Source organism: Psychrobacter muriicola 2pS, assembly GCF_904846535.1.
Taxonomy (GTDB): domain Bacteria; phylum Pseudomonadota; class Gammaproteobacteria; order Pseudomonadales; family Moraxellaceae; genus Psychrobacter; species Psychrobacter aquimaris.
The window spans coordinates 517,024-537,864 of sequence record NZ_CAJHBC010000002.1; the positions used below are offsets into that span (position 1 = coordinate 517,024).

22 protein-coding genes and 1 pseudogene are annotated in these 20,841 nt (G+C 42.3%); 16 read left to right on the top strand and 7 right to left on the bottom strand.

The features are described from left to right. Positions 1 to 23 precede the first annotated feature (23 nt). Positions 24 to 1,205, top strand: coding sequence for an MFS transporter (locus JMX93_RS04665; RefSeq protein ID WP_499203999.1), 1,182 nt, complete (start codon positions 24 to 26; stop codon positions 1,203 to 1,205). Between the two features lie 22 nt (positions 1,206 to 1,227). Beyond that, a complete protein-coding gene (locus JMX93_RS04670) occupies positions 1,228 to 1,746 on the top strand; it encodes a cyclophilin-like fold protein (protein WP_499204000.1) in 519 nt (172 codons plus the stop codon). A 266-nt stretch (positions 1,747 to 2,012) separates the two neighbouring features. On the opposite strand, the gene ppiC is transcribed toward JMX93_RS04670, so the two are convergent. After that, entirely contained in the window at positions 2,013 to 2,291 is a 279-nt protein-coding gene (gene ppiC, locus JMX93_RS04675) for a peptidylprolyl isomerase PpiC (protein ID WP_198331126.1), read from the bottom strand. 986 nt (positions 2,292 to 3,277) lie between these two features. Beyond that, positions 3,278 to 3,952 (bottom strand): GntR family transcriptional regulator, encoded by a 675-nt coding sequence (locus JMX93_RS04680; RefSeq protein ID WP_198331127.1) that lies wholly within the window; start codon positions 3,950 to 3,952, stop codon positions 3,278 to 3,280. Between the two features lie 310 nt (positions 3,953 to 4,262). Between JMX93_RS04680 and madL the strand changes: the two genes are divergently transcribed. The 13 genes from madL to JMX93_RS04745 all read left to right on the top strand — a co-directional run bounded on the left by madL (position 4,263) and on the right by JMX93_RS04745 (position 13,957). Further along, a complete protein-coding gene (madL, locus tag JMX93_RS04685; protein WP_198331128.1) occupies positions 4,263 to 4,664 on the top strand; it encodes a malonate transporter subunit MadL in 402 nt (133 codons plus the stop codon). 78 nt (positions 4,665 to 4,742) lie between these two features. Further along, complete coding sequence (madM, locus tag JMX93_RS04690) at positions 4,743 to 5,501, top strand: malonate transporter subunit MadM (protein WP_198331129.1); 759 nt, start codon at positions 4,743 to 4,745, stop codon at positions 5,499 to 5,501. Positions 5,502 to 5,522: 21 nt separating this feature from the next. Continuing rightward, entirely contained in the window at positions 5,523 to 7,178 is a 1,656-nt protein-coding gene (gene mdcA / locus JMX93_RS04695) for a malonate decarboxylase subunit alpha (RefSeq protein WP_499204001.1), read from the top strand. Positions 7,179 to 7,206: 28 nt separating this feature from the next. Next, positions 7,207 to 7,524 carry a malonate decarboxylase acyl carrier protein gene (gene mdcC / locus JMX93_RS04700; protein ID WP_499204002.1) on the top strand — a complete coding sequence of 106 codons (318 nt, stop codon included), beginning with the start codon at positions 7,207 to 7,209 and terminating at the stop codon, positions 7,522 to 7,524. Then, entirely contained in the window at positions 7,517 to 8,404 is an 888-nt protein-coding gene (locus JMX93_RS04705) for a biotin-independent malonate decarboxylase subunit beta (protein WP_499204003.1), read from the top strand. Before mdcC ends, JMX93_RS04705 begins: the two co-directional genes overlap by 8 nt. A gap of 4 nt (positions 8,405 to 8,408) precedes the next feature. Next, the gene (gene mdcE / locus JMX93_RS04710) at positions 8,409 to 9,125 is read left to right on the top strand and encodes a biotin-independent malonate decarboxylase subunit gamma (RefSeq protein WP_499204004.1); all 717 of its coding nucleotides are present in this window, start codon (positions 8,409 to 8,411) and stop codon (positions 9,123 to 9,125) included. A gap of 56 nt (positions 9,126 to 9,181) precedes the next feature. Beyond that, the gene (gene mdcG / locus JMX93_RS04715) at positions 9,182 to 9,907 is read left to right on the top strand and encodes a malonate decarboxylase holo-[acyl-carrier-protein] synthase (protein WP_499204005.1); all 726 of its coding nucleotides are present in this window, start codon (positions 9,182 to 9,184) and stop codon (positions 9,905 to 9,907) included. Further along, positions 9,840 to 10,721: a triphosphoribosyl-dephospho-CoA synthase MdcB gene (gene mdcB, locus JMX93_RS04720; RefSeq protein WP_499204006.1), complete on the top strand. Its 882-nt coding sequence runs from the start codon at positions 9,840 to 9,842 to the stop codon at positions 10,719 to 10,721. The genes mdcG and mdcB overlap by 68 nt, the downstream gene beginning before the upstream one ends. Beyond that, positions 10,699 to 11,619, top strand: a complete 921-nt coding sequence (gene mdcH / locus JMX93_RS04725) for a malonate decarboxylase subunit epsilon (RefSeq protein ID WP_499204007.1) — start codon at positions 10,699 to 10,701, stop codon at positions 11,617 to 11,619. Before mdcB ends, mdcH begins: the two co-directional genes overlap by 23 nt. A gap of 63 nt (positions 11,620 to 11,682) precedes the next feature. Further along, positions 11,683 to 12,486 (top strand): TSUP family transporter, encoded by an 804-nt coding sequence (locus JMX93_RS04730; protein WP_496191815.1) that lies wholly within the window; start codon positions 11,683 to 11,685, stop codon positions 12,484 to 12,486. Between the two features lie 441 nt (positions 12,487 to 12,927). Continuing rightward, on the top strand, positions 12,928 to 13,065 hold the full coding sequence (locus JMX93_RS04735) for a DUF4172 domain-containing protein (RefSeq protein ID WP_443215457.1): 138 nt from the start codon (positions 12,928 to 12,930) through the stop codon (positions 13,063 to 13,065). 48 nt (positions 13,066 to 13,113) lie between these two features. Then, the gene (locus JMX93_RS04740) at positions 13,114 to 13,581 is read left to right on the top strand and encodes a Fic family protein (RefSeq protein ID WP_499204008.1); all 468 of its coding nucleotides are present in this window, start codon (positions 13,114 to 13,116) and stop codon (positions 13,579 to 13,581) included. 52 nt (positions 13,582 to 13,633) lie between these two features. After that, positions 13,634 to 13,957, top strand: coding sequence for a hypothetical protein (locus JMX93_RS04745; protein ID WP_499204009.1), 324 nt, complete (start codon positions 13,634 to 13,636; stop codon positions 13,955 to 13,957). 183 nt (positions 13,958 to 14,140) lie between these two features. Here the strand turns inward: JMX93_RS04745 and JMX93_RS04750 are convergent, their stop codons facing one another. The 5 genes from JMX93_RS04750 to JMX93_RS04770 all read right to left on the bottom strand — a co-directional run bounded on the left by JMX93_RS04750 (position 14,141) and on the right by JMX93_RS04770 (position 20,039). Then, positions 14,141 to 14,914, bottom strand: coding sequence for a sulfite exporter TauE/SafE family protein (locus tag JMX93_RS04750; RefSeq protein ID WP_499204010.1), 774 nt, complete (start codon positions 14,912 to 14,914; stop codon positions 14,141 to 14,143). Positions 14,915 to 15,130: 216 nt separating this feature from the next. Then, positions 15,131 to 16,636, bottom strand: a complete 1,506-nt coding sequence (locus JMX93_RS04755) for a tripartite tricarboxylate transporter permease (protein ID WP_443215461.1) — start codon at positions 16,634 to 16,636, stop codon at positions 15,131 to 15,133. Between the two features lie 5 nt (positions 16,637 to 16,641). Further along, entirely contained in the window at positions 16,642 to 17,097 is a 456-nt protein-coding gene (locus JMX93_RS04760; protein WP_443215462.1) for a tripartite tricarboxylate transporter TctB family protein, read from the bottom strand. A gap of 117 nt (positions 17,098 to 17,214) precedes the next feature. Next, positions 17,215 to 18,258 (bottom strand): Bug family tripartite tricarboxylate transporter substrate binding protein, encoded by a 1,044-nt coding sequence (locus JMX93_RS04765; RefSeq protein WP_443215463.1) that lies wholly within the window; start codon positions 18,256 to 18,258, stop codon positions 17,215 to 17,217. A 491-nt stretch (positions 18,259 to 18,749) separates the two neighbouring features. Further along, positions 18,750 to 20,039, bottom strand: coding sequence for an SLC13 family permease (locus JMX93_RS04770; protein WP_499204011.1), 1,290 nt, complete (start codon positions 20,037 to 20,039; stop codon positions 18,750 to 18,752). Between the two features lie 311 nt (positions 20,040 to 20,350). Between JMX93_RS04770 and JMX93_RS04775 the strand changes: the two are divergent. After that, positions 20,351 to 20,624: pseudogene (locus JMX93_RS04775) on the top strand (GntR family transcriptional regulator); the annotation flags it as partial. Positions 20,625 to 20,841: the final 217 nt, after the last annotated feature.

Genomic DNA, 20,841 nt, shown 5'->3' on the forward strand with positions numbered 1-20,841 from the left:
TCAATACAATATCGAGAGTGTGTATGTTGAACACCAAAGAAAAAGAAAAAAATGTAGAACAGCCCGCCTATTGGAGTGGGGTTTTTGCCATGACACTGTGTGTTTTTGCATTAATTGCATCAGAATTTATGCCTGTGAGTCTACTCACGCCGATTGCAATAGATCTCAGCATCAGTGAAGGGATGGTAGGTCAAGGCATTGCTATTTCAGGTGCTTTTGCGGTTATCACAAGTTTGACGATTTCTCGTGTAGCAGGCAATATGAATCGTAAAACACTATTGTTGCTTTTAACCGCCATTATGGCCATGTCAGGCGTCATTGTTGCACTGGCGCAAAACTATATGGTTTACATGATTGGCCGTGCTTTGCTTGGGGTGGTCATAGGCGGGTTTTGGTCAATGTCGGTAGCTATGGCAATGCGATTAGTGCCAAGCTCAGATGTGCCACGGGCAATGGCTATTTTTAATAGTGGCAATGCATTGGCAATGGTCATTGCTGCACCTTTAGGCAGTTACCTTGGGTCAATCATTGGTTGGCGCGGTGCTTTTTTCTGTCTCGTTCCTGTCGCCATCGTAACCTTTATTTGGCAATGGATCAGTTTACCTTCCATGCAGATTGCCACGGATCAGACAGATAAACATCCCACTATTTTAGGGTTACTCCGTAATCCTGTCGTGATGATTGGTATGTTGGCAGTCAGTTTGTTTTTTATGGGTCAATTCTCACTTTATACTTACGTTAGACCTTTTCTAGAAACCATTACCCAAGTTAATATTTCCACCTTGTCACTGATTTTGCTCGGTATTGGAGTCATGGGCTTTATTGGCACGTGTATTATCAATGTATTCTTGGATCGTCGTTTTTATACGACGCTAATTATGAGTCCTATTTTAATGGCAGTTATTGCATTGACTCTGATATTTTTTGGCACATCGACCATAGTTGTGGCCATATTGCTTGGAATTTGGGGTCTTTTAGGTACAGGGCTACCTGTTGGTTGGTGGCGTTGGCTTGCTCGTACATTGCCAGAAAATGCTGAAGCAGGTGGGGGCTTAATGGTCGCTGTAGTTCAGCTGGCTATTGCTTTGGGTTCTACACTGGGTGGTATTTTATTGGATCATAGCGGTTTTCAGGCAACGTTTGTATTTAGTGCTATTATTTTAGTGATTTCTGCGTTCTTAACATCGCGTTTGACCGCGCGGTAACTACTTTAAGGGAGTTTGGCAGATGAATGTGAACAACCGCATGATCATTATGATGGCTATTGGTATCTTACCAGCATTGAGTGCTTGTGCTGACGATCAAAATGCCACATCAAACTCGTCCATTGTGCATGAAAGTTTGACGCAAAAAACAAGCTCTAATAATACAGAGCAACCGATATCAGAAAAGGAGCAAGTGAATATGTGGATGACAATTAATGGACATCGTTTTGAAGTGTTGGCTGAAGACAACGCGACTTCGCATGCTTTTGCGGCACAATTACCCTTAACGTTAAATATGGAAGATTTGCACAGTAATGAGAAGCACACTCAGCTACCAAATGCACTGCCAACGAATGCCAGTCGGGTAAATACTATTCACAATGGTGACATCATGTTGTATGGCTCATCAACGTTAGTGGTGTTTTATAAGAGTTTCTCTTCGTCATATTCCTATACGCGTATTGGTAGAGTGAGCCAGCCTGATAAGTTAGCTGATATACTGGGACAAGGTAATGTGCAAATTGAATTTAGTCGTGACTAACGCTGAATACTTCTTAATCATTATGTACCTGAAAATTAATAAGAAATTCTGTCAGAAATAGACTCGTCTATAATAAAAACATACCAAAGGATTTGCTCTTGAATCTAACTATGGATGAAGAATGGTTTATCAGGAAAAATACTATAAATAAAATTTTGAAAAGCAGTGTTATGATAATTTAACTTTGTCAGGCATTACTGCCTGACTCAAGATAATGTTTAAGGCAGACCTCAGTCGGCTTACCATCAAAGTTCTAACTCTAACGCTTATGTTCTATAAAGTATTTTAACCACATGCCAGCCAAATTTGGTTTTCACTAAATGCGGGGTGTATAGTTCGCCGCTGAAGCATACTTTATCAAATGCCGGTACCATATCGCCTTGTCGAAATTCACCTAAGCTGCCACCTTTTTTACCTGATGGGCAGTTTGAGTGTTTTTTAGCCAGTACATCAAACTTAGCACCTTTTTTAAGCTTGACAATAATGTCTTCAGCCACTTCTTTGTGTTTTACTAAAATGTGTAATGCGCTAGCTGTACGAGCCATAATGTAAATCCTTCATAAAATATCGATTATTCGGGCATTATATCATTACTTACCTTGGTTACTAACCTCACTTGTATGCGCCACTTTATCAAAAGCGATTATCTATACAGACGCTACGCTTTGGATAAGAATCGGTACTTTTTTAGTATCACTGTCAGTAAATCAGTACAGAATATCGGAAGCGGATTTACTTGAGTCAGGTAGCAATGCCTGACAAAGTTAAATTATCATAACACCGTCTTTCAAACTTAAAAGGTGATAGATAACCAAGCGTGCTATACAAACAGGTTTTATTGTAGAGCTGTCATTTCTTCTATATTCCTTAAATGACACGCATAAAAAAAGCCCCAATCTTAAAGATTGGGGCTTTCTAAATATTTGGTAGGCATAAGCAAACTCGAACTGCTGAACCTCTACCATGTCAAAGTAGCTCAACGAAACACCAAAATATCACGTTATCTTACATATACTGATTTTATTGATCTGTAGTCATTATATAGTCAAGAAAACATTAATTAAATTAGTATAGGATAAAATTTAACACGTATTTGGGCACCATGTTTTTTAATAGTCTTTTACCTCTACTCCAATACAGAAGCAGTGTATTTTTCTAAAAAAATATTGTTTTCATCTGGTTATTTAAGTTGTTTTCCGGATGCTTACACAACCTTTTTAGACTGAATTCCTAGCTCAATTACAATAATCTTCGAGATAGTTCGGGCGGTCTAGGTAAAGTTAGGCCTATTAGAAACTATATATTAAAGACGAAAACTAATAAACAAAATTTTATATTTATTATCATAAGTCAGATAATAGCCTTTTTGGGTATACCTTCCTAGATTATTCTTTAGGTGGTCATGCTAATGTTGATCTATTTGCTACTTTAGCAACAGCACAGTCTCGTAACCATACTTGGATATAACATTTTTCCTCAAACTGTTAAAGGCCAGTATTCACTTTTGATAATATCGAATATTGCGTACAGCTTAGTTCTGGGTACTATCAGGGCTCATAGTGGCAACCAAATCTGTAAAGCGCTCGCCTTGAATCGAGACATGCGCTTTAATCAAACGCTCCGCCAAATCCTCATCGGCATTAATAACGGCATCGACAATGCTTTGATGTTCATCAAACGAGTGCTGCATGCGATTGTTTACGCGCAGTTGCAAGCGTCTATAGGGATGCAAGCGATTGTGCAAATTGCTGGCTTGCTCGACCAAAAAGCTGTTATGACTCAACTGATACAAGAAAAAATGAAACTTTCTATTGGCTTCATAGTAGCTCTCTGGATTGTCCTCGATTAAGTACTGCTTGCACTGATCGTGCAATTGCAGAAGCTCAACCTTCTCTTCTTCATTGATGCGTCTCGCGGCCAATCTGCCGCACATGCCTTCAAGATAGGCCATCACTTCAAACATCTCGAATAGCGTGACAATATTCAAAGTCGGTATGATGGCACCTCGACGCGGTCTTATTTCTACCAACCCTTCAGATGCTAGAAGCTTCAATGCTTCACGGATAGGCGTTCTGGATACGCCATATTTTTCACAAAGCTTGGCTTCATCCAGTTTAGTGCCAGGTGGAAGAAGACCGTAAATAATGTCATCTTCTATTTTTTTACTGACCTGTACGGATAAAGGTAAGTCATCAATTAAACTCATAAAATCTCCATTTGTATACAATAACCTATTTAATAAATACAATATGGTTGCACTTTTAAACCAACTGTATTAGATTATATCAAACAAGTGGGTAGTAGATGGTAGTTCCTTCTACAGGTTTCGAGCTTCATTAAGGCTTGTATCCTTTATCAGGAGAGGGGATAGATACGGAAAATCAAAGAACCTCGAAAAAATATTCGTCTTATACCTATTTTTAATTTGTTATTCAGCAAGGTTTTTATTTTATATAGATCGTATATCAAGGTAGATATTCTCAAAACGGTTGTAACTATATCCAAGGAAGGTTTTTATGATCATATATGGCACGGCTTTACTAGCAGTTTGTTACCTACTCGGCGTTTATCTGGGTGGCTTATTAGGACAAATACTAGGAGTCGACGCGAACATTGGCGGTGTCGCTATTGCAATGGTTCTATTAATTGTCGGTAAAGAAATGCTCGCTAAAAGAGGTTTACTGCCGAAGTCTACTCAGTTTGGCGTTTTGTACTGGGCGGGCATGTATATTCCTATCGTTGTTGCCATGGCTGCAGGGCAAAACGTCGTTGCGGCATTATCTGGTGGCATGGTTGCTGCCATTGTTTCTGTTATCGCGCTTACGGCAACTGTTTTCGTTGTCCGCTGGCTGAATAAAATGGCCAATGATTACGACACATTTGAATGGGACGATGATAGCGAGGTCATTTTAGATTAATTGTCCTCATTAAATAAAGGTTATTAATAACATACGAAAAACCACGTCACTCATTCAAGCGCGACAAGGAATAATTAAATGGAATTAATTATACAAACGCTCACTAAAAACAGCTTTGTCACTGCTCTAGCAGTCACAGGTCTTGTGATGCTTTTCTCTCAAGTACTCTCTAAATATCTCACCCGCGGCAAACTACAATCCTCCGCTATTGCGATTACGCTCGGTTTGATTGCGGCCTATTTTGCCGGTCTATACACCACGGGCAGCAAGGGCATTTCTGATATCGAAATCTTTTCAGGCTTTGCGCTGTTAGGCGGCGCGATGCTGCGAGATCTTGCCATCTCATCGACAGCGTTTGAAGTCGATGTCAAAGAAATAAAACGTGCTGGCAAGATTGGCATTATTGCTTTGTTATTAGGCTGCGTTATCCCATTTGTCGTAGGCGCTGGTGTGGCATGGACCCTCGGCTATAGAGATGCAATCTCTATGACGACGATTGGTGCAGGGGCCATGACCTATATTGTAGGACCGATCACAGGCACAGCGATTGGTGCAAGCTCAGAAGTCATTGCTTTATCTATTGCGATTGGTTTGATTAAAGCGGTGTTTTTTATGATTTCAACGCCACTACTGGCCAAGTTCATGCAGCTTAAAAGCCCACGTTCAGCCATGATTTTTGGTGGTTTGGTAGGCACTACTAGTGGTGTCGCCGCTGGGTTGGCAGGCACCGATGTCAGACTGGTGCCCTATGGCGCGCTCGTGGCGACTTTTTATACAGGACTAGGCGCATTACTTGGGCCATCTGTATTTTTCTTGACCGTCAATGCGTTCTTTTAATGATTAGATAAAGGAAGTCTTATGAAAGCGAATACCGAAGAAACATCATGGAATTTACAAAAAATACGCCGCAATAAAAAGCTCGACGCCGCCAAAAATAAAGGCTTAGAAAAGCTGGTTCCAAATGATCGTGCCATCGAATTGCTAGAAACCGTCCTCGCGCCTGAAGACAAAATCTGTATTGAAGGTAACAACCAAAAACAGGCGGACTTTTTATCTGAATGTTTATCTCAGTGCAACAGTGATGTTTTAAACAACTTGCACATCTTGCAGTCGGTATTGGCGCTGCCAAGCCACATTGATATCTTTGATAAAGGTATTGCCAGCAAAGTCGACTTTTCTTTTGCAGGGCCACAAGCATTAAGACTAGCAAAACTGGTGCAGCAGCAAAAAATCCAAATTGGCTCTATCCATACGTACCTAGAGTTATATGGTCGATACTTTATCGACTTAACCCCCAATGTCTGCCTGATTACCGCGCATTCTGCGGATGCACAGGGCAATTTGTATACAGGGCCAAACACTGAGGATACCCCAGCGATTGTCGAAGCAACGGCTTTTAAAAGCGGCATCGTCATTGTACAGGTCAATGAATTGGTCGACAGCGTCCCACGCGTAGATATCCCCGCAGATTGGGTCGATTTTTTCATTGTGGCACCGCGTCCGAACTATATTGAGCCGTTATTTACCCGCGATCCTGCCCAGATTACCGAAGTACAGATACTGATGGCTATGATGGTGCTAAAAGGCATTTACGAGCCATACCAAATCAAACGCCTTAATCACGGGATTGGTTTTAACACCGCCGCGATTGAATTGCTATTACCTACTTACGGCGCAGAACTGAATCTAAAAGGTAAAGTTTGTACCAACTGGGCGCTCAATCCGCATCCAACCATGATTCCAGCTATCGAAAGCGGCTTTGTCGAGAGCATTCACAGCTTTGGTTCGGAAGTGGGGATGGATGACTATATCGAAAGCCGTTCTGATGTCTTCTTCACGGGCAAAGATGGCAGCATGCGATCCAACCGTGCCTTTAGCCAAACCGCAGGCTTGTATGCCTGTGACTTGTTCATCGGCTCAACCTTACAGATTGACTTACAAGGCAACAGCTCGACCGCGACAGTCGATCGTATTGCAGGTTTTGGCGGCGCACCCAATATGGGCTCAGACCCACATGGCCGCAGACATTCTAGCTACGCCTATCTTAAAGCAGGACAAGAAGCCACCGATGGACGTGTGGTAAAAGGCCGCAAGCTGGTGGTGCAGATGGTAGAAACCTACCGCGAGCATATGGATTCGGTGTTTGTTGAAGAGCTGGATGCGTGGCAGTTACAAGAAAAAATGGGCAGCGATCTACCGCCAATCATGATCTATGGCGACGATGTGACGCATATCGTGACCGAAGAGGGAATTGCCAACTTACTGCTGTGCCGTACGCCAGAGGAGCGCGAGCAAGCGATTCGCGGCGTCGCAGGTTATACGCCTGTCGGCATGAAGCGCGATCATGACAAAGTCAAAGCATTAAGAGCACGCGGGATTATCCAAAGACCAGAAGATATGGGCATCGATGCCTCAAAAGCGACGAGAGATTTGCTGGCCGCAAAATCCATTAAAGATTTGGTGAAATGGTCCAATGGCACCTACGCACCGCCCAGCCGCTTTAGAAACTGGTAAATATCATACTTAGGATAAGGATAGAACAATGAACATACTGAATTTTAATTTTGACTCACAGCCGATTAAAGACGCGAAAAAAGAAGTGATTTGCGGCGTGGTGGGTTCTGGTAACTTAGAAGTACTGGTATCACCACTGGCCGATAGTGACAAGAGCAATTTTATTATCGATACCTCCGTGACGGGCTTTGATCACATTTGGAAAGCGGTCTTGCAAGACTTCTCTGATCGTTATTCCGTGGGCGGTTTGGAATTTAAAATCAATGATATGGGAGCGACGCCGGCGGTAGTAAGTTTACGCTTGAGCCAAGCGGTCAACATCTTGGAGGACGAATTAAATGGATAATGCAACCATTCAAAAGAGCTTTTATGAAAAGACGGCGCGCAATCGTATCGCTAGTATCGTAGATAAAGGCAGTTTTCAAGAGATCCTCAAACCCGGTAGCATCCCTGTAAGCCCAAACCTTGCCTCGCTCGACATTGTCGGTAGTTTTGATGATGGGGTAATTATTGGACAAGCAACCATTCAAAACGCGCCAATATACATGATCGCGCAAGAAGGCAAATTCATGGGCGGGGCAGTTGGCGAAATACACGGCGCAAAAATTGTCGGCACCTTGCTCAAAGCCATCGAAGACAAACCCAAAGCGGTTGTGTTTTTTGTCGATTCAGGCGGTGTTCGTCTGCATGAGGCAAACGCAGGGCTGATTACCATCTCCGAGATTATGCGTGCGATGCTCAAGGTGCGTGATGCAGGCATTCCGATTATCACTGTCATCGGCGGTACCAATGGCGCGTTTGGCGGCATGGGTATCTGTGCCTGCTTGAGTACGCACGTCATCATGACAGAAGAAGGGCGTTTGGCGCTGTCAGGCCCTGAGGTTATAGAAACCATCAAAGGCGTTGAAGAGTTTGACTCCAAAGACCGCGCGTTGGTCTGGCGCGTGACAGGTGGCAAAACGCGTTATCTGCTCGATCATGTCGACTTTTTGGTAGAAGATGATGTGGATGATATTAAGCAAGGGATTATGGAAGCACTGGCTGAGCCAGCGATAACACTTGATTTAGCGTATTTACAGCAGCGCCAAGCGGGATTGCAGCAGCAGTACGATCAATGGTTTGGGCAAAAAGACAGCACTCCTATTTGGCAGGCTATGCATATCGACAACCCTGAATCCATTGCCATGCTAAGTGCTCAAGAGATTAGAGCCATTAAAAAAGGATAATATCATGCAAACGCAAACCGTTTTAGAAACGCTGTTTCCTAACAACCTTGACTATCAGATCAATGATTCAATGATACGCGGCAGTGCCGAAACCAAACTGGGCAAAGTGGAAATCATTGGTACGGTTGATTCGGCCGCCATGAACCAATACATCGCTATGACGCTGGCGGGTGAGATTTTAGACGTTATCGCCCAAGATAAACAGACGCCCGTCGTATTTATCGTCGATACCCTAGGGCAAGACTCCTCACGAGCCGATGAGCTGCTGTGCCTAAATAGAACCTTTGCGCATCTGGCGTCTTGTGTTGATTTGCTTAGACGCCGTGGTCATCCCAATCTCGCCATTGTCTTGGGCGAGGCAGTTAGTGGCGGCTTCTTGTCTTATGGTCTCATGGCCAATCAAGCATTTGCACTAGAGTCGAGCCAAGTCAAAGTGATGGATCTACAAGCGATGTCACGAGTGACTAAGATACCGCTGGATAAGCTAAAATCCTTATCACAGACCTCCGCCATCTTTGCTCCTGGGGTAGAAAACTACCATGCCATGGGCGCTGTTAATGAGATTTGGACCACGCTGGATGCGCATTTGGTTGAAAATGCCCTAGAGTCGCAGCTGGGTCACACCGATGATTTTCTGACAGATGAGCGCCGCCAAGTAGCAGAAAATAGAGAAGGGCGCTTATTGTGTAATGACATTGTCGAGTCTGTATTGACGGCTTAATATGAATAGAGATCTGTGATGTTAATAAAAGTATAAAAGCTATCAAGGGGAGTGCCATGCAGCGTCATGATTTGGTTTATCTACAAGCGCATGAATCATACAATTTTATGAATAACTCCCTGCCTGCCTCTGTGACGCTGGCTGTTGAGGAAATGATTCACTCTCAGCAGCCACTCACCGTTTGTAGACAAGATATGCCTAACGTCACCAAAGTGGCGACCAGTTATATTGAAGATGGTTGCAAATACCGATTGGCACTCACTTTACCTAACTCTCCGCAAGTCATCACTGCACCGCTAGCGCTGGCCGATTTAATTCTGCAATTGCCTACAGCGATTCAACAACCCACAGCGCACTTTATCGAGCGCTGTACCCGTTTAGGGTGTACGGTTCATGCCTATGGCTCCTTTGCCAATCAATATTTTACAGGGTTAACCTTTGTCAAACCGACTTCGGATTTAGATTTATTAATCGTTGCCAATAGCGATCATATTGCGCCAATATTATTAGAACTTGCCGCGTTCACTCGACTGGCAAGTACGTTGGCTGATTTAAAAATCGACGGAGAGATTAGGTTGCATGGATGCGACGATGTCTCTTTTAACGAGCTGACTTGCGCCATTATGTTTGATATTTCAACCGTGTTGGTCAAGACCTTGGATGATATCAAGCTACAAAATATAGACGTATTACTAGGATGGAATACCGATGACTATGAGCACTTTATTAGCGCAAACACAAACGCCGCAACACTCCCTGCAAGCGATTTGGCAGCATATTGATGCCTTGGCATGCGAAGCCTTATATGATGAATTGAGTCTAGAAAACAAACCGGGTTTGGTCTGTCCGTCAAGTAATGGCAGCCACACCGACATGAATCACCAGACGTTTATATACAGTATCACGTCGTTACAGGGCTATTTTTCCATCTTAAGCCAGTTTGGTTATGACGATAGCCCATTTGATGCCATCAAAAACCAAGGCATTTATCAAGAAGCAAAAATGCGGCAGGCCACCCATAATATCAACACTCATAAAGGCGCGATATTTAATTTGGGCTTTGTTTGCGCTGCGATTGGTCGATGTATACAAGCAGACATAGCATTAACCGCTCACAATATTTGCGCGCAACTGGTTGAGCGCTGGCAGGTGGATTTACACACGCGATTAACGCGAGATCCCAATAGCCATGGGCAAAAAATGTTCAAACAATATGGCATCACTGGGGCGATTGAAATGGTGGCCAATGGCTTTGAGGTCATTCAAGCGCAAGTACTGCCTTGTCTTTATGAGACCATGTACCGCACCCAAGACTTTGAAAAATCCAGTATGCAGACCTTGATGTTACTAATATCGCTGTTATCAGATACCAATATCGTCTGGCGCGGCGGCATCGAAGACTTAAAGATGGCGCAGCGCTTGGCCACGCAGTTTTTGCAAGCAGGCGGCGTGCATCAACATGATTGGCAACAGCAAATAAGCCATATTAATCAGTATTTTGTGCAGCATAATCTTAGCCCTGGTGGCAGCGCCGATTTGCTCGCGGTCACAATCTTCTTATATAAGGTGGAAAATGAATTTAATCATCCTATTTAGTGGGCAGGGGCTACAAAGCCAAGCGCACCTAGACGAAGTACTGAGTCAGATGCCACCTGATGAGCAGTCTTTATTGAGCTCGGTAGCACCTGAATTATTTACGGAGCATGCTGATAGCCAACTGTTTGAAGAGCGACTTTTTGATAATCAGATTGCGCAGCCGTTTATTTATACGCTGCAGTATTATCGTTGGCAGCAGCTACAGCGACTGATCGCTGCACCAATGGCATTTGCGGGTTACTCCTTAGGTGAGGTCAGTGCTTTTGCTTGCAGTAGCCAGCTCCCTTATGCTGCTGGTTTAGATTTGGTGCATCAAAGAGCCAGCGTCATGCAAAACGCAGTAACCGCATCGAGTGGGCTGATGGCCATCAAAGGCGTGCCTGACCGTAAGATGGATGAGCTACTTACACAGAGCCAGACCCATTTGTCTATTAAGATTAATCGAGATCAGTTCATCATCGCGGGCAATCATGCGCATCTTCAGCAGGCTGCCGACATTGCGCAAAATTTAGGCGCGCAAAATGTGCAGCGGCTAAAAGTATCTGTACCCTCGCATACGGTCATGATGCAAGAAGCGGCAGAGGCCTTTGCCAGCTATACACAGTCTTTAACGCTGCCTAAGATGCGAACACCGATTATTAGTGCTACTGATGGCACCAGATACAGTGACAGTGAGCAAGGTCTGTGCATCTTATCGCAGCAAATAGATCACCCTTTAGACTGGTATCTGTGCTTAGAGACCATCGAAGAGTACCAGCCCAGTATGGTGATAGAAATAGGGCCGGGTAGTGCGTTGTCCAAAATGGTCAATAACGTGCTACCGCATATCCCCTGTAGAAGTTGGGATGACTTTCGTAATATCGATGGGCTACAAGCATGGATCGATAGAAACCGATAGGGTTTAATGGGTTCGCGCTGCATACTCATTTATGATTGATGATCACAAAAAGGTAGGCGTTACATGTTGTATGTGTGGTTTGTCATTGCTGGGGCGTTCGCAGGTCTTAGTGCGGGTTTGTTTGGCGTGGGCGGCGGCATGATTATCGTGCCCGTCCTCGTGTGGATTTTTACGGCGTATCATTTTCCTCCTGAAGTCGTTACCCATTTGGCGATAGGAACTTCTTTGGCCACGATTGCAGTGACGTCGCTGAGCTCACTGATGGCGCACAATAAGCGCGGCGGCGTGCGTTGGGAGATTTGGCGACATATGGCGCTTGGCCTGGTCATTGGCAGTTTGGTCGGTGCTGGCGTGGCCGACATGATCGACGGTCAGATGCTACAAGTGATTATCGGGGTGGGCGCGCTACTGATGGCGCTAAAAATGCTGTTTTTATCGAATAAAGAGCAACCAGATAGGCCGCTGCCACATGCTGGTGTGCAGTTTGGAGCTGGTACAGGCATTGGGCTGGCGTCATCTATTTTTGGTATCGGTGGTGGCAGCTTGACCGTGCCGTTTTTGAATTGGGCAGGATTACCGATGCGGCAATCCGTCGGCACCTCTGCTGCCTGCGGTTTGCCCATTGCGCTGGCTGGCGCAGCAGGCTTCGCTTGGTTCGGTCAAGACGTCGTTAATATGCCTGAAGGGACGATCGGTTTTATCCATATTACGGGCTTTTTATGCATCTCAGTGGCGAGTTTTGCGATGGCAAAAGTTGGGGCGAAACTGGCGCATGTTTTACCCGCTTTGATGCTTAAGCGTGCATTTGGTGTTCTGCTATTAATTGCTGGTGGGCAGTTATTGTTAAGTGGTATCGGAGTGTTGTAGCGTGTTTTATTCTAACTTTTACTATGTCAACCAAATATTATGATATGACAGTATCTTAAATTTATTGATTCTATTAACCCATAAATATTACCTAAACAAAAATGTACGAAGCAAATTAGATTGTATTCAAATTTAACACGTATTTAGTCACTATATTTTTATAGTCTTTTCACCTCTACTCCAACATAGATCAACAGAAAAACAGTACGTTTTCATTAAAAATTGCTGCTCATTTCCTCTGCTGTTAAAGCTATTCCTTATTACTGATATTAGCGTGAGTTGTGTTATTTATTTTCTGCATAATATAAGGAGATTAACGTTTTAATCCCTGCCTATACATATAGTTGAGAAAAATACGAAGCCCATTACCTATATTTATGAATATTCAAACTGGACGATGAACAATGGGCAGATAAAAGACGGCTGCCATTGATTAGTTGGGTGCGGATATTACAAAGGTGTTTGCTCGGAAAATTGCTAGCACTAGGTTTAAATCTTAACGTTGAGGCACAGTTAGATGCCGTGACTCCAGAGATTGTTAAAACTTCAGAAATTGAAGGTGAAGCATTAAATAACTAGCAAGTACGGTCTTCTATAGCCCGATATTTAGGGATAGATGACGCTAGGATGCCAACTGCTTCTCGTGAGATTGATGCGGTTGTGGAGATGATGCTAAATGCAACCTATTACTATAAACAGCCATTATTGTTGGACGAGTTACTGGGATGGTCTCGGGCATTATTTCCAGATGGATATAGTGGATTTTATCGAATCAAAGCAGGCAGTATCCGTGATGATGGTCAAGGACCTATGCAAGTGGTTTCTGGTGGTTATGGTCGTGAGCAGGTTCATTTTGTTGCCCCGAGTGCGGAGAAGCTACCAGATGCGCTAGAAAAATGTTTATCGTGGTTTAATACTTCACCACATGAGCAAGATGATATAGATTTGGTCATCAAAGCGGGTATTGCTCATTTATGGTTTGTGACGATTCATCCCTTTGATGATGGAAAGGGACGACTAACACGAGCAATCACAGAACGGATGCTAGCAAAAAGTGATGACAGTCCTCAACGCTTTTATAGTACGTCAGCGTAGTTTATTAAACAGCGCAATGACTACTACAAAATACTAGAGGGCACGCAAAAAGGTGATAAAGATATTACTGATTGGTTGGTTTTTACAAACGCTAGAGCAAGCACTGATTGCTGCTCAAACTACCACTGATAAAGTTATTAATAAAGCGAGTTTTTGGCAGACGCATCGAAAGCATACTTTGAATGATAGGCAAGTAAAAATGCTGAATATCTTACTGACTGACTTTTATGGCAACCTGACCACTAAGAAATGGGCAATTATGACCAAGTGTTCTATAGACACGGCACTACGTGATATTGATAATTTGATAGAGCAGGGAATGCTGGAAAAATCTGAGGCTTCTGGGCGTAGTACGAGTTATGAGGTGGCTTTGTGAACAAGCTTGCTAGGGGTTTGGATTTTACTGTCATGCTGGTTAGTTAGACTCTTCTAAGTTAGTTCCTACTGGATTGACAGTATATATGTAATTGTTTATTCGATAAAGATACGCGATGTGAACTCACTGCCATTATCTATGTAAACTTACTGTGAATAGTAACAGTATTGGACTAAAGACTTATTAGAACAGCACGTTTATGTTTCTTATAATCATTATGAGACCACTGATTACCATTAGTATGAGCAGCATTACTCTAAACTGGCTAATACTCATTCCTGCCAAAAAGCGTTTGCCAATGATATTGCCAATAACAGCACCTAATCCTAATACCAGACCGTACACCCAGAGATTGACAGTGAATATGCCAAAAAAAGCGTAGCTACCGATTTGTACAATACCTACGAAAAAGGAATTGGCAGTCTTGGTAGCAATAAGGTTTTCTTTTTCTAGTCCTGCATTCATATAAAAAGGGTTAAGTATAGGACCGAGACCACCCACTAATGTGCTCATAAAAGCAATGACAAAGCCCAAAGGTATAAAACCTGCTTTTGGCATATCAAACGTCTTACTTACTTTACCAAACTTATATTGGAAAATGGTCGATACTAAAAATGCGCCAACCAACAACTGAATCCAGTTTGCATCCAAACGACTAAAAACCAACGCTGCTAGCCACGCGCCTATAATGGCACTTGGTACATAGTATTTGGTCAAAGACCAATCAATATCATTCCAGAATAGATACAGCCGCGAAGCATTACTAATCAGGGTAGCCAAATTAATTACAGGTGGTGCAAACGCTGTCCCTATCATCCAAGAGGTAGCTGGTATTAGTAACATAGCACCGCCACCACCCGATATAGTAGAGATGATAAAAGCGGCCATGCCAGCGAAAAACAAGCCTACTAAATGCCAACTTGGGATGGATTGTAGTAAATCTAAAACAAGGAGCACTATAAAATCCTATTTCATGAGTGACATCAAGTTGTAGTCGTCAACTAATTCTGGCTAACTGATAAGAGCTTTTATTAAAGTAGCATTTTTATTTCTCTAGCAGTGTTAACGCCTTCATTGGAAGTATTAGGTGTAACTATTTCCTAAAAAAACGGTGGTCATACATAAAGTATAGCCACCGCAGAGAACGTATCTAGAGAACAGACTAGCTGAAACCTAAATAGCAGTCTTCTTATAACGCTTACGATATACACTACGAATTATCGGCATAAATACCATTAGAATAGCCAATGCCCATAGGACTATAGTAATAGGGCTACTCCACAAGATAGACAACTCACCTTGAGAAATAGACAGGGCACGCCTTAAGTTAGATTCCATAAGTTCACCTAACACGTAGCCTAAAATGAGTGCTGATAATGGGAAGTTCAATTTGCGTAAGAAATAACCAAATACACCCAGTGCCACCATAAATACCAAGTCAAAGGTAGTACTGTGGATTGAATATACCCCAACAAAACTGACCGCAGCGATTGCTGGTATCAATACATAGTTTGGTACATCAAGTAGCTTAGCAAACAAGCCCACTAATGGAATATTCATTACCAACAAAATAACGTTACAGATGAATAAAGAGGCAATAAGACCCCAAACTATATCAGGCTGCTCAGTAAATAACTGTGGACCTGGAGTGATATTGTATAGGGTTAGTGCGCCCATCATGACAGCTGTCGTACCAGAACCTGGTACACCTAGGGTCAACATTGGTACAAATGAACCACACGCTGAGGCATTGTTTGCCGCCTCTGGTGAAGCAACACCGCGAAGATCGCCATCGCCAAAGGTACCAGTATCACCAGCGATTTTACGTTCACTGGCATAAGTCATCGCACTGGCAATGGTCGCGCCTGCACCAGGTAAAATGCCAACAACGAAACCCATTAGCCCACTGCGTAGCATGGCTCCAAAGGCAAAAGTGAACTCTTTAAAGTTTAGTAAACTGCGCTTACCTTGTTCAATGACTTTGTGACCCGTTGTGGTTTTTTCGAGCAAGATTAAAATTTCACTCACACTGAAGAAGCCAATAACGATAGTGGTAAATTGAATACCATCAGACAGATTAACTGAATCAAAAGTAAAGCGATAAATACCGGTAACGGCATCCACGCCAACAGTCGCTAAACCAAGACCAATTAAAGCAGCAATACCTGTTTTAACTGGTTGATCTCCCACCAAACCACTTAGGCAGGTAATCGCAAATACCATCAATACAAAGTATTCAGCAGGGCCAAATGAGATTGCCCATTTCGCTAATAGAGGGGCGAATAACACCACGCCGATTGTCGCGATAGTGGCACCAACGAATGAGCTGACGGCAGATAAAGACAGCGCAATACCAGCCTTTCCTTGCTTCGCCAATGGATAACCATCTAAAGTCGTCATGATGGCACCAGCATCACCGGGTACGTTAATAAGAATGGCGGAGATACGACCACCATATTCACAACCGAGATAAACCGCTGAAAGTAAGATGAGCGCGCTCTCTGGTGGCAACCCAAGAGCAAAGGCGAAAGGCAGTAATATTGCCACACCGTTGATCGGACCTAGACCAGGCAGCATGCCTACAATCGTTCCCAAAAAAGCACCGATAAGTGCAATCAGTAAGTTTTCTGGGGTAGATGCAATAGCAAAGCCATGCATCAAAAAATCAAAAGTATTCATATTGGCTACCCTATTATCCCTGATAACAATCCGAGTGGTAATTTGACATCTAAAAATATGTCAAACAAGATATATAAGCCAATACTGATTAAAACTGAAAAAATAAGACTTTTAAGCGGGTTGCCTGCAAACAGCAAACCTAGCGCAAAAGACATCAGAATAGTGGCAAGGATAAAACCCAATGCTTCAAATAAAAGACCATAAACCAACAAAGCAAGCGCACAGAGCACTAGGTTTTTGACGATTGGCTTGGTCAGCTCTAAATCAATAGGTTTAGTAAAACGTGCTGGCCGAAAAGCTACTACTAAAGCGCCAAATGCCAACAAGGAAAAAATTAAAATAGGGTAAGGACGAGGACCAATTGGGTCATAAGCAATAGGGGCGACATAACCAATGGCTAAGTATATTAAAAATATACTTACTAGTGCCATGAGCCCAGAAAACAGACGTTCCATTGTCATAAGGAATGTTCCTTGAGTTTTGGGGCAAAAAGGCTGACAGATATATGTCCTGCCAGCCTTTAAGAATACCAAAAACATTTAATCTTCAATTAATGAGGGTATTGAATCTCAATGTAATTACTTAGCTTCCGCTGCAGTTTCAACAAGACCATACTCAGCAGACAATTCACGTAACTCGCCAGTACGTTTATAAACGTAAGCTTGTAGCTCGTCTCCGGTCATAGAGAATGGTAGTAATTCTTGCTGCTCACGTATTTCAGCAAATTTCGGATCAGCAAGCATCTTATCGAACGCATCTTTCCACCAGTTATAAGCGCTAGGACTAACATCTGGTCCCATGTAATAACCACGAACGACTGGCCAAGTGACATCATAGCCTTGCTCTTTGGCAGTAGGTATATCAGCCATCGTGCCGCCCAATCTTTCATCTGCAAATACAGCTAGTACACGTAATTTTCCAGCGGAAGCTTGTGGCATAATTTCAGCAATACCAGCGCTCACGACCGTAATATGATTGCCCATAACTGCTGTAATGGCCTCACCACCACCTTCCATCGCCACATAAGTCATATCGCTAGGATTGACGCCAACTGCTTTGGCTAAAATAGCCGTTTGCATCCAGTCTTGACCACCGACACTACCACCAGCGCCGAAGCTGATAGCTTTTGGATTTGATTTTAGTTCAGCGACCAATCCTGCTAGATCTTTAATTGGTGACTCAGCATTGACAGCAATAGCGCCATAATCTGTACCAACGCCAGCCAACCATTTCACGTCTTTTTCAGTGAATTTACCAAATTTACCCTGCGATAAATTGAGGATAGAACCGGTAGAGAATGCAATAATTGCATCGCCATTATCACGGTCATTAGCGACAATTTTGTTATAAGCAACAGCTCCTACGCCGCCTGGCATATAAGTGACTCGCATGGGATCTTTTAATATACCCGTATCTTTCAATCCGGCTTGAGCAAGTTTGCAAGTTAAGTCAAAGCCGCCACCTGGTTTTGCTGGAGCAATACATTCTGGACGTGAAGGCGCTGTTAGCTCACTTGAGCCATCTGCCGCAGTAGTATCTGTACTAGCAGTTTCGTTTGCATTATTACAGGCTGTTAGAGAAAGGATAGAAAGACCAAGCGCTAGATAGGATAGTTTTTTCACACGACACTCCTTGTGTGTATTTTTACAGTAAAAATTCAATAGAATTCTGATTGAAATGATAAAGTTATTACAGATGAACCATGTGGCCAGCTTTCATAACAGTAGTCTTTTTGTGCACTTTGCAAAAGTAACAGAATATTTTAGAAATGACAAGAAACATATGTATGTATATATGAATTTTATAGTAATATATATAATTAGAGGCTAACTAGAGTGGTCTTTTGTTATGTCAATATGAGAGTCAAAAGGTATTAACCTAATACTCATATCCAAATTTTATTTGATAAAATAATCGGATATAAGTAATTTTTAAGGGAATTAATTGTTAGGATATGATGAGAAAGACATTTGTAGTAATGCTTTCCTAGGGCGGCGACAATCATTTTAGCGGTTATTCATTGAGAGCTAATAATATATGCATTGCGCTCAAAGTAATGAAAGTAGCTTTAAGAACGCTTAACAAGACTGTGGCATATTTTGCTTATAAGCAGTTAGAATATGAGCTGGATAATTAATATTGCTATTATTCCAACAGCAATATCTAAGGGCACTGCCTTGAATAATAGGGCATTAAAAAGTTTGTTTTTTTCTATAACCACTTGTGAGGCGCCTAACATTAGACTACCTCCTGATGAGAAAGGTGACAGTGATGAGCTTTGTGCCCCCACAACAATACAGGTAAATAATAATAAAGGGCTTATGCCAGAGGCGACGGCTAGAGGCAGCACCATAGGAAATAAAGTAGGAGCGACGACTCCGAGTGTACTAGCAAATATTGACATGATTGCGCTGATAACGAAAACTAAAGTTGGTATCATCCAGATAGGCACGTTTGTACTGAGCCATTCTGTTAGCTCATAAATGACACCTATTTCTACTCCAAGGCTGATTAACATACCGACGCCACAAATCATAATAAGCGTATTCCAAGGTATTAGTGCAATCACTGCTTTTTCGTCACCTAATTTTAAAAGCAGGCTAATTAAAGCGAAGATAATAGCGATAAAACCAATATCAATCCGAGCGTTCAAAAATTGAATCGCCGATACTTGCGGCATGAGTAGATTTAAAATAGGCACAATAAGCACAAGAGCCATCATAATAAAAATCAGCATAATAGATTGTTTTTGCTTACTATCAAAAGGCTCTGGCACTGTCGTTTGAATTGCAATTTTGCTATTTCTCGCATTGATAAGGCTATAACCGCCTAATAGGATCACAGGTATGAAAAAAGTAGCGGCAAAGATTCCTAAGACATAAGTAAAGGTATTATCATTTGCAACTCCTGCGCCGCGCATCAGCTCTCTGAAAATAACGCCACTTTGTGAGGTGATGAAGTTAGCACCAGCCAAGGCACCATAGTTCACGGATAAAGTAGCAATGACGATATTTAAATTAGTACGTTTAGACAATAATAAGATCATCGGTGCCATAGTGGCTAAAACTGTGTAATAACCAGCACCTAATCCTGCAATAATTGTGGCAACAAGGAAAATAGCTAGCGGCAAGAATGCTGGAAAATGTCGACACTTATAGATTAAGTGACTACACAATTTTTCTAAAGCACCATTGGCTAGCGGAAAGTTGTAGAAGAGGGTAACGGCAAAAATAACAAAGAAAATTTTCAGAGGCCATAGTTCAATAATCTCATAAGCCTTCAATCCCATACCAAAACAGCCGATAAGGTATGAAAATGCAATAGCAAATAGGCCAATATTGATCTTGGTTGTATAGCCCAAAATTATACATATCACTATTGCGGCTAGAATATAAAGTGTCACAAATGCCCCTTGACCTTAACTGTATGAACTCTATAAAAAACCATAGCAGTTTTTACTGAGTAAAGAGCCTTATGCTAAACACTAATATCGACAAATAGCTTTCAAGACTAAAAAATCGTACAAGCTTACAGCGCCTCTAGTTGAGTAGAATGATAGCAAAAAAAGTCGCGTTAATTAGATAAAATTGACTACCAATATATAGGTGGGTTTTGATATTAAAGTGATTAGATATATCCTAGTGTTTACAGTAGTAGCAACGCTTAACGAAATTAAGATAGTTAATAAAAACCTTTCCATTGTGGTGAAAAAAGATGATAGATCATTTCAAGAACTTTAAAATGCCACGTTACGAACAAGTAAGATGGCATATACAGACGCTACTGACAGAGAGTAAGTGGGATGAAAATACGCCTTTACCTACTGAACAGGAATTCGCTGATAAATACCAGGTATCGGTAGGAACCGTTCGTAAAGCTGTTGAAAAGTTAGTAGAAGACGGAGTTTTAATCAAGCAGCAAGGCAAAGGTACTTTTTTAAAGCGCCCAGACTTTAATAGCTCATTGTTGAGGTTTTTTAAATTCCGTGATAGAGATGCTTGCTATGTTACACCGACAGGTGTAGTGACAAAAATCATGGTAATAGATGGTGTTGATGACATTAATGAGAAACTAAATATTGAACCGCCCCGGGATTGTCGGAGACTCAACTTTCTGAGAGAATACGACAATGAAAAGACAAACCTACACTCCTGAGATTAAAGAGCGCGCCGTTCGCATGCTTATTGAATCAGCAAATGACTATC

Coding starts and splice junctions, on each gene's coding strand:
- JMX93_RS04665 (WP_499203999.1), top strand. CDS start 24: ATGTTGAACACCAAAGAAAAAGAAAAAAATGTAGAACAGCCCGCCTAT.
- JMX93_RS04670 (WP_499204000.1), top strand. CDS start 1,228: ATGAATGTGAACAACCGCATGATCATTATGATGGCTATTGGTATCTTA.
- ppiC (WP_198331126.1), bottom strand. CDS start 2,291: ATGGCTCGTACAGCTAGCGCATTACACATTTTAGTAAAACACAAAGAA.
- JMX93_RS04680 (WP_198331127.1), bottom strand. CDS start 3,952: ATGAGTTTAATTGATGACTTACCTTTATCCGTACAGGTCAGTAAAAAA.
- madL (WP_198331128.1), top strand. CDS start 4,263: ATGATCATATATGGCACGGCTTTACTAGCAGTTTGTTACCTACTCGGC.
- madM (WP_198331129.1), top strand. CDS start 4,743: ATGGAATTAATTATACAAACGCTCACTAAAAACAGCTTTGTCACTGCT.
- mdcA (WP_499204001.1), top strand. CDS start 5,523: ATGAAAGCGAATACCGAAGAAACATCATGGAATTTACAAAAAATACGC.
- mdcC (WP_499204002.1), top strand. CDS start 7,207: ATGAACATACTGAATTTTAATTTTGACTCACAGCCGATTAAAGACGCG.
- JMX93_RS04705 (WP_499204003.1), top strand. CDS start 7,517: ATGGATAATGCAACCATTCAAAAGAGCTTTTATGAAAAGACGGCGCGC.
- mdcE (WP_499204004.1), top strand. CDS start 8,409: ATGCAAACGCAAACCGTTTTAGAAACGCTGTTTCCTAACAACCTTGAC.
- mdcG (WP_499204005.1), top strand. CDS start 9,182: ATGCAGCGTCATGATTTGGTTTATCTACAAGCGCATGAATCATACAAT.
- mdcB (WP_499204006.1), top strand. CDS start 9,840: ATGAGCACTTTATTAGCGCAAACACAAACGCCGCAACACTCCCTGCAA.
- mdcH (WP_499204007.1), top strand. CDS start 10,699: ATGAATTTAATCATCCTATTTAGTGGGCAGGGGCTACAAAGCCAAGCG.
- JMX93_RS04730 (WP_496191815.1), top strand. CDS start 11,683: ATGTTGTATGTGTGGTTTGTCATTGCTGGGGCGTTCGCAGGTCTTAGT.
- JMX93_RS04740 (WP_499204008.1), top strand. CDS start 13,114: ATGCCAACTGCTTCTCGTGAGATTGATGCGGTTGTGGAGATGATGCTA.
- JMX93_RS04755 (WP_443215461.1), bottom strand. CDS start 16,636: ATGAATACTTTTGATTTTTTGATGCATGGCTTTGCTATTGCATCTACC.
- JMX93_RS04760 (WP_443215462.1), bottom strand. CDS start 17,097: ATGACAATGGAACGTCTGTTTTCTGGGCTCATGGCACTAGTAAGTATA.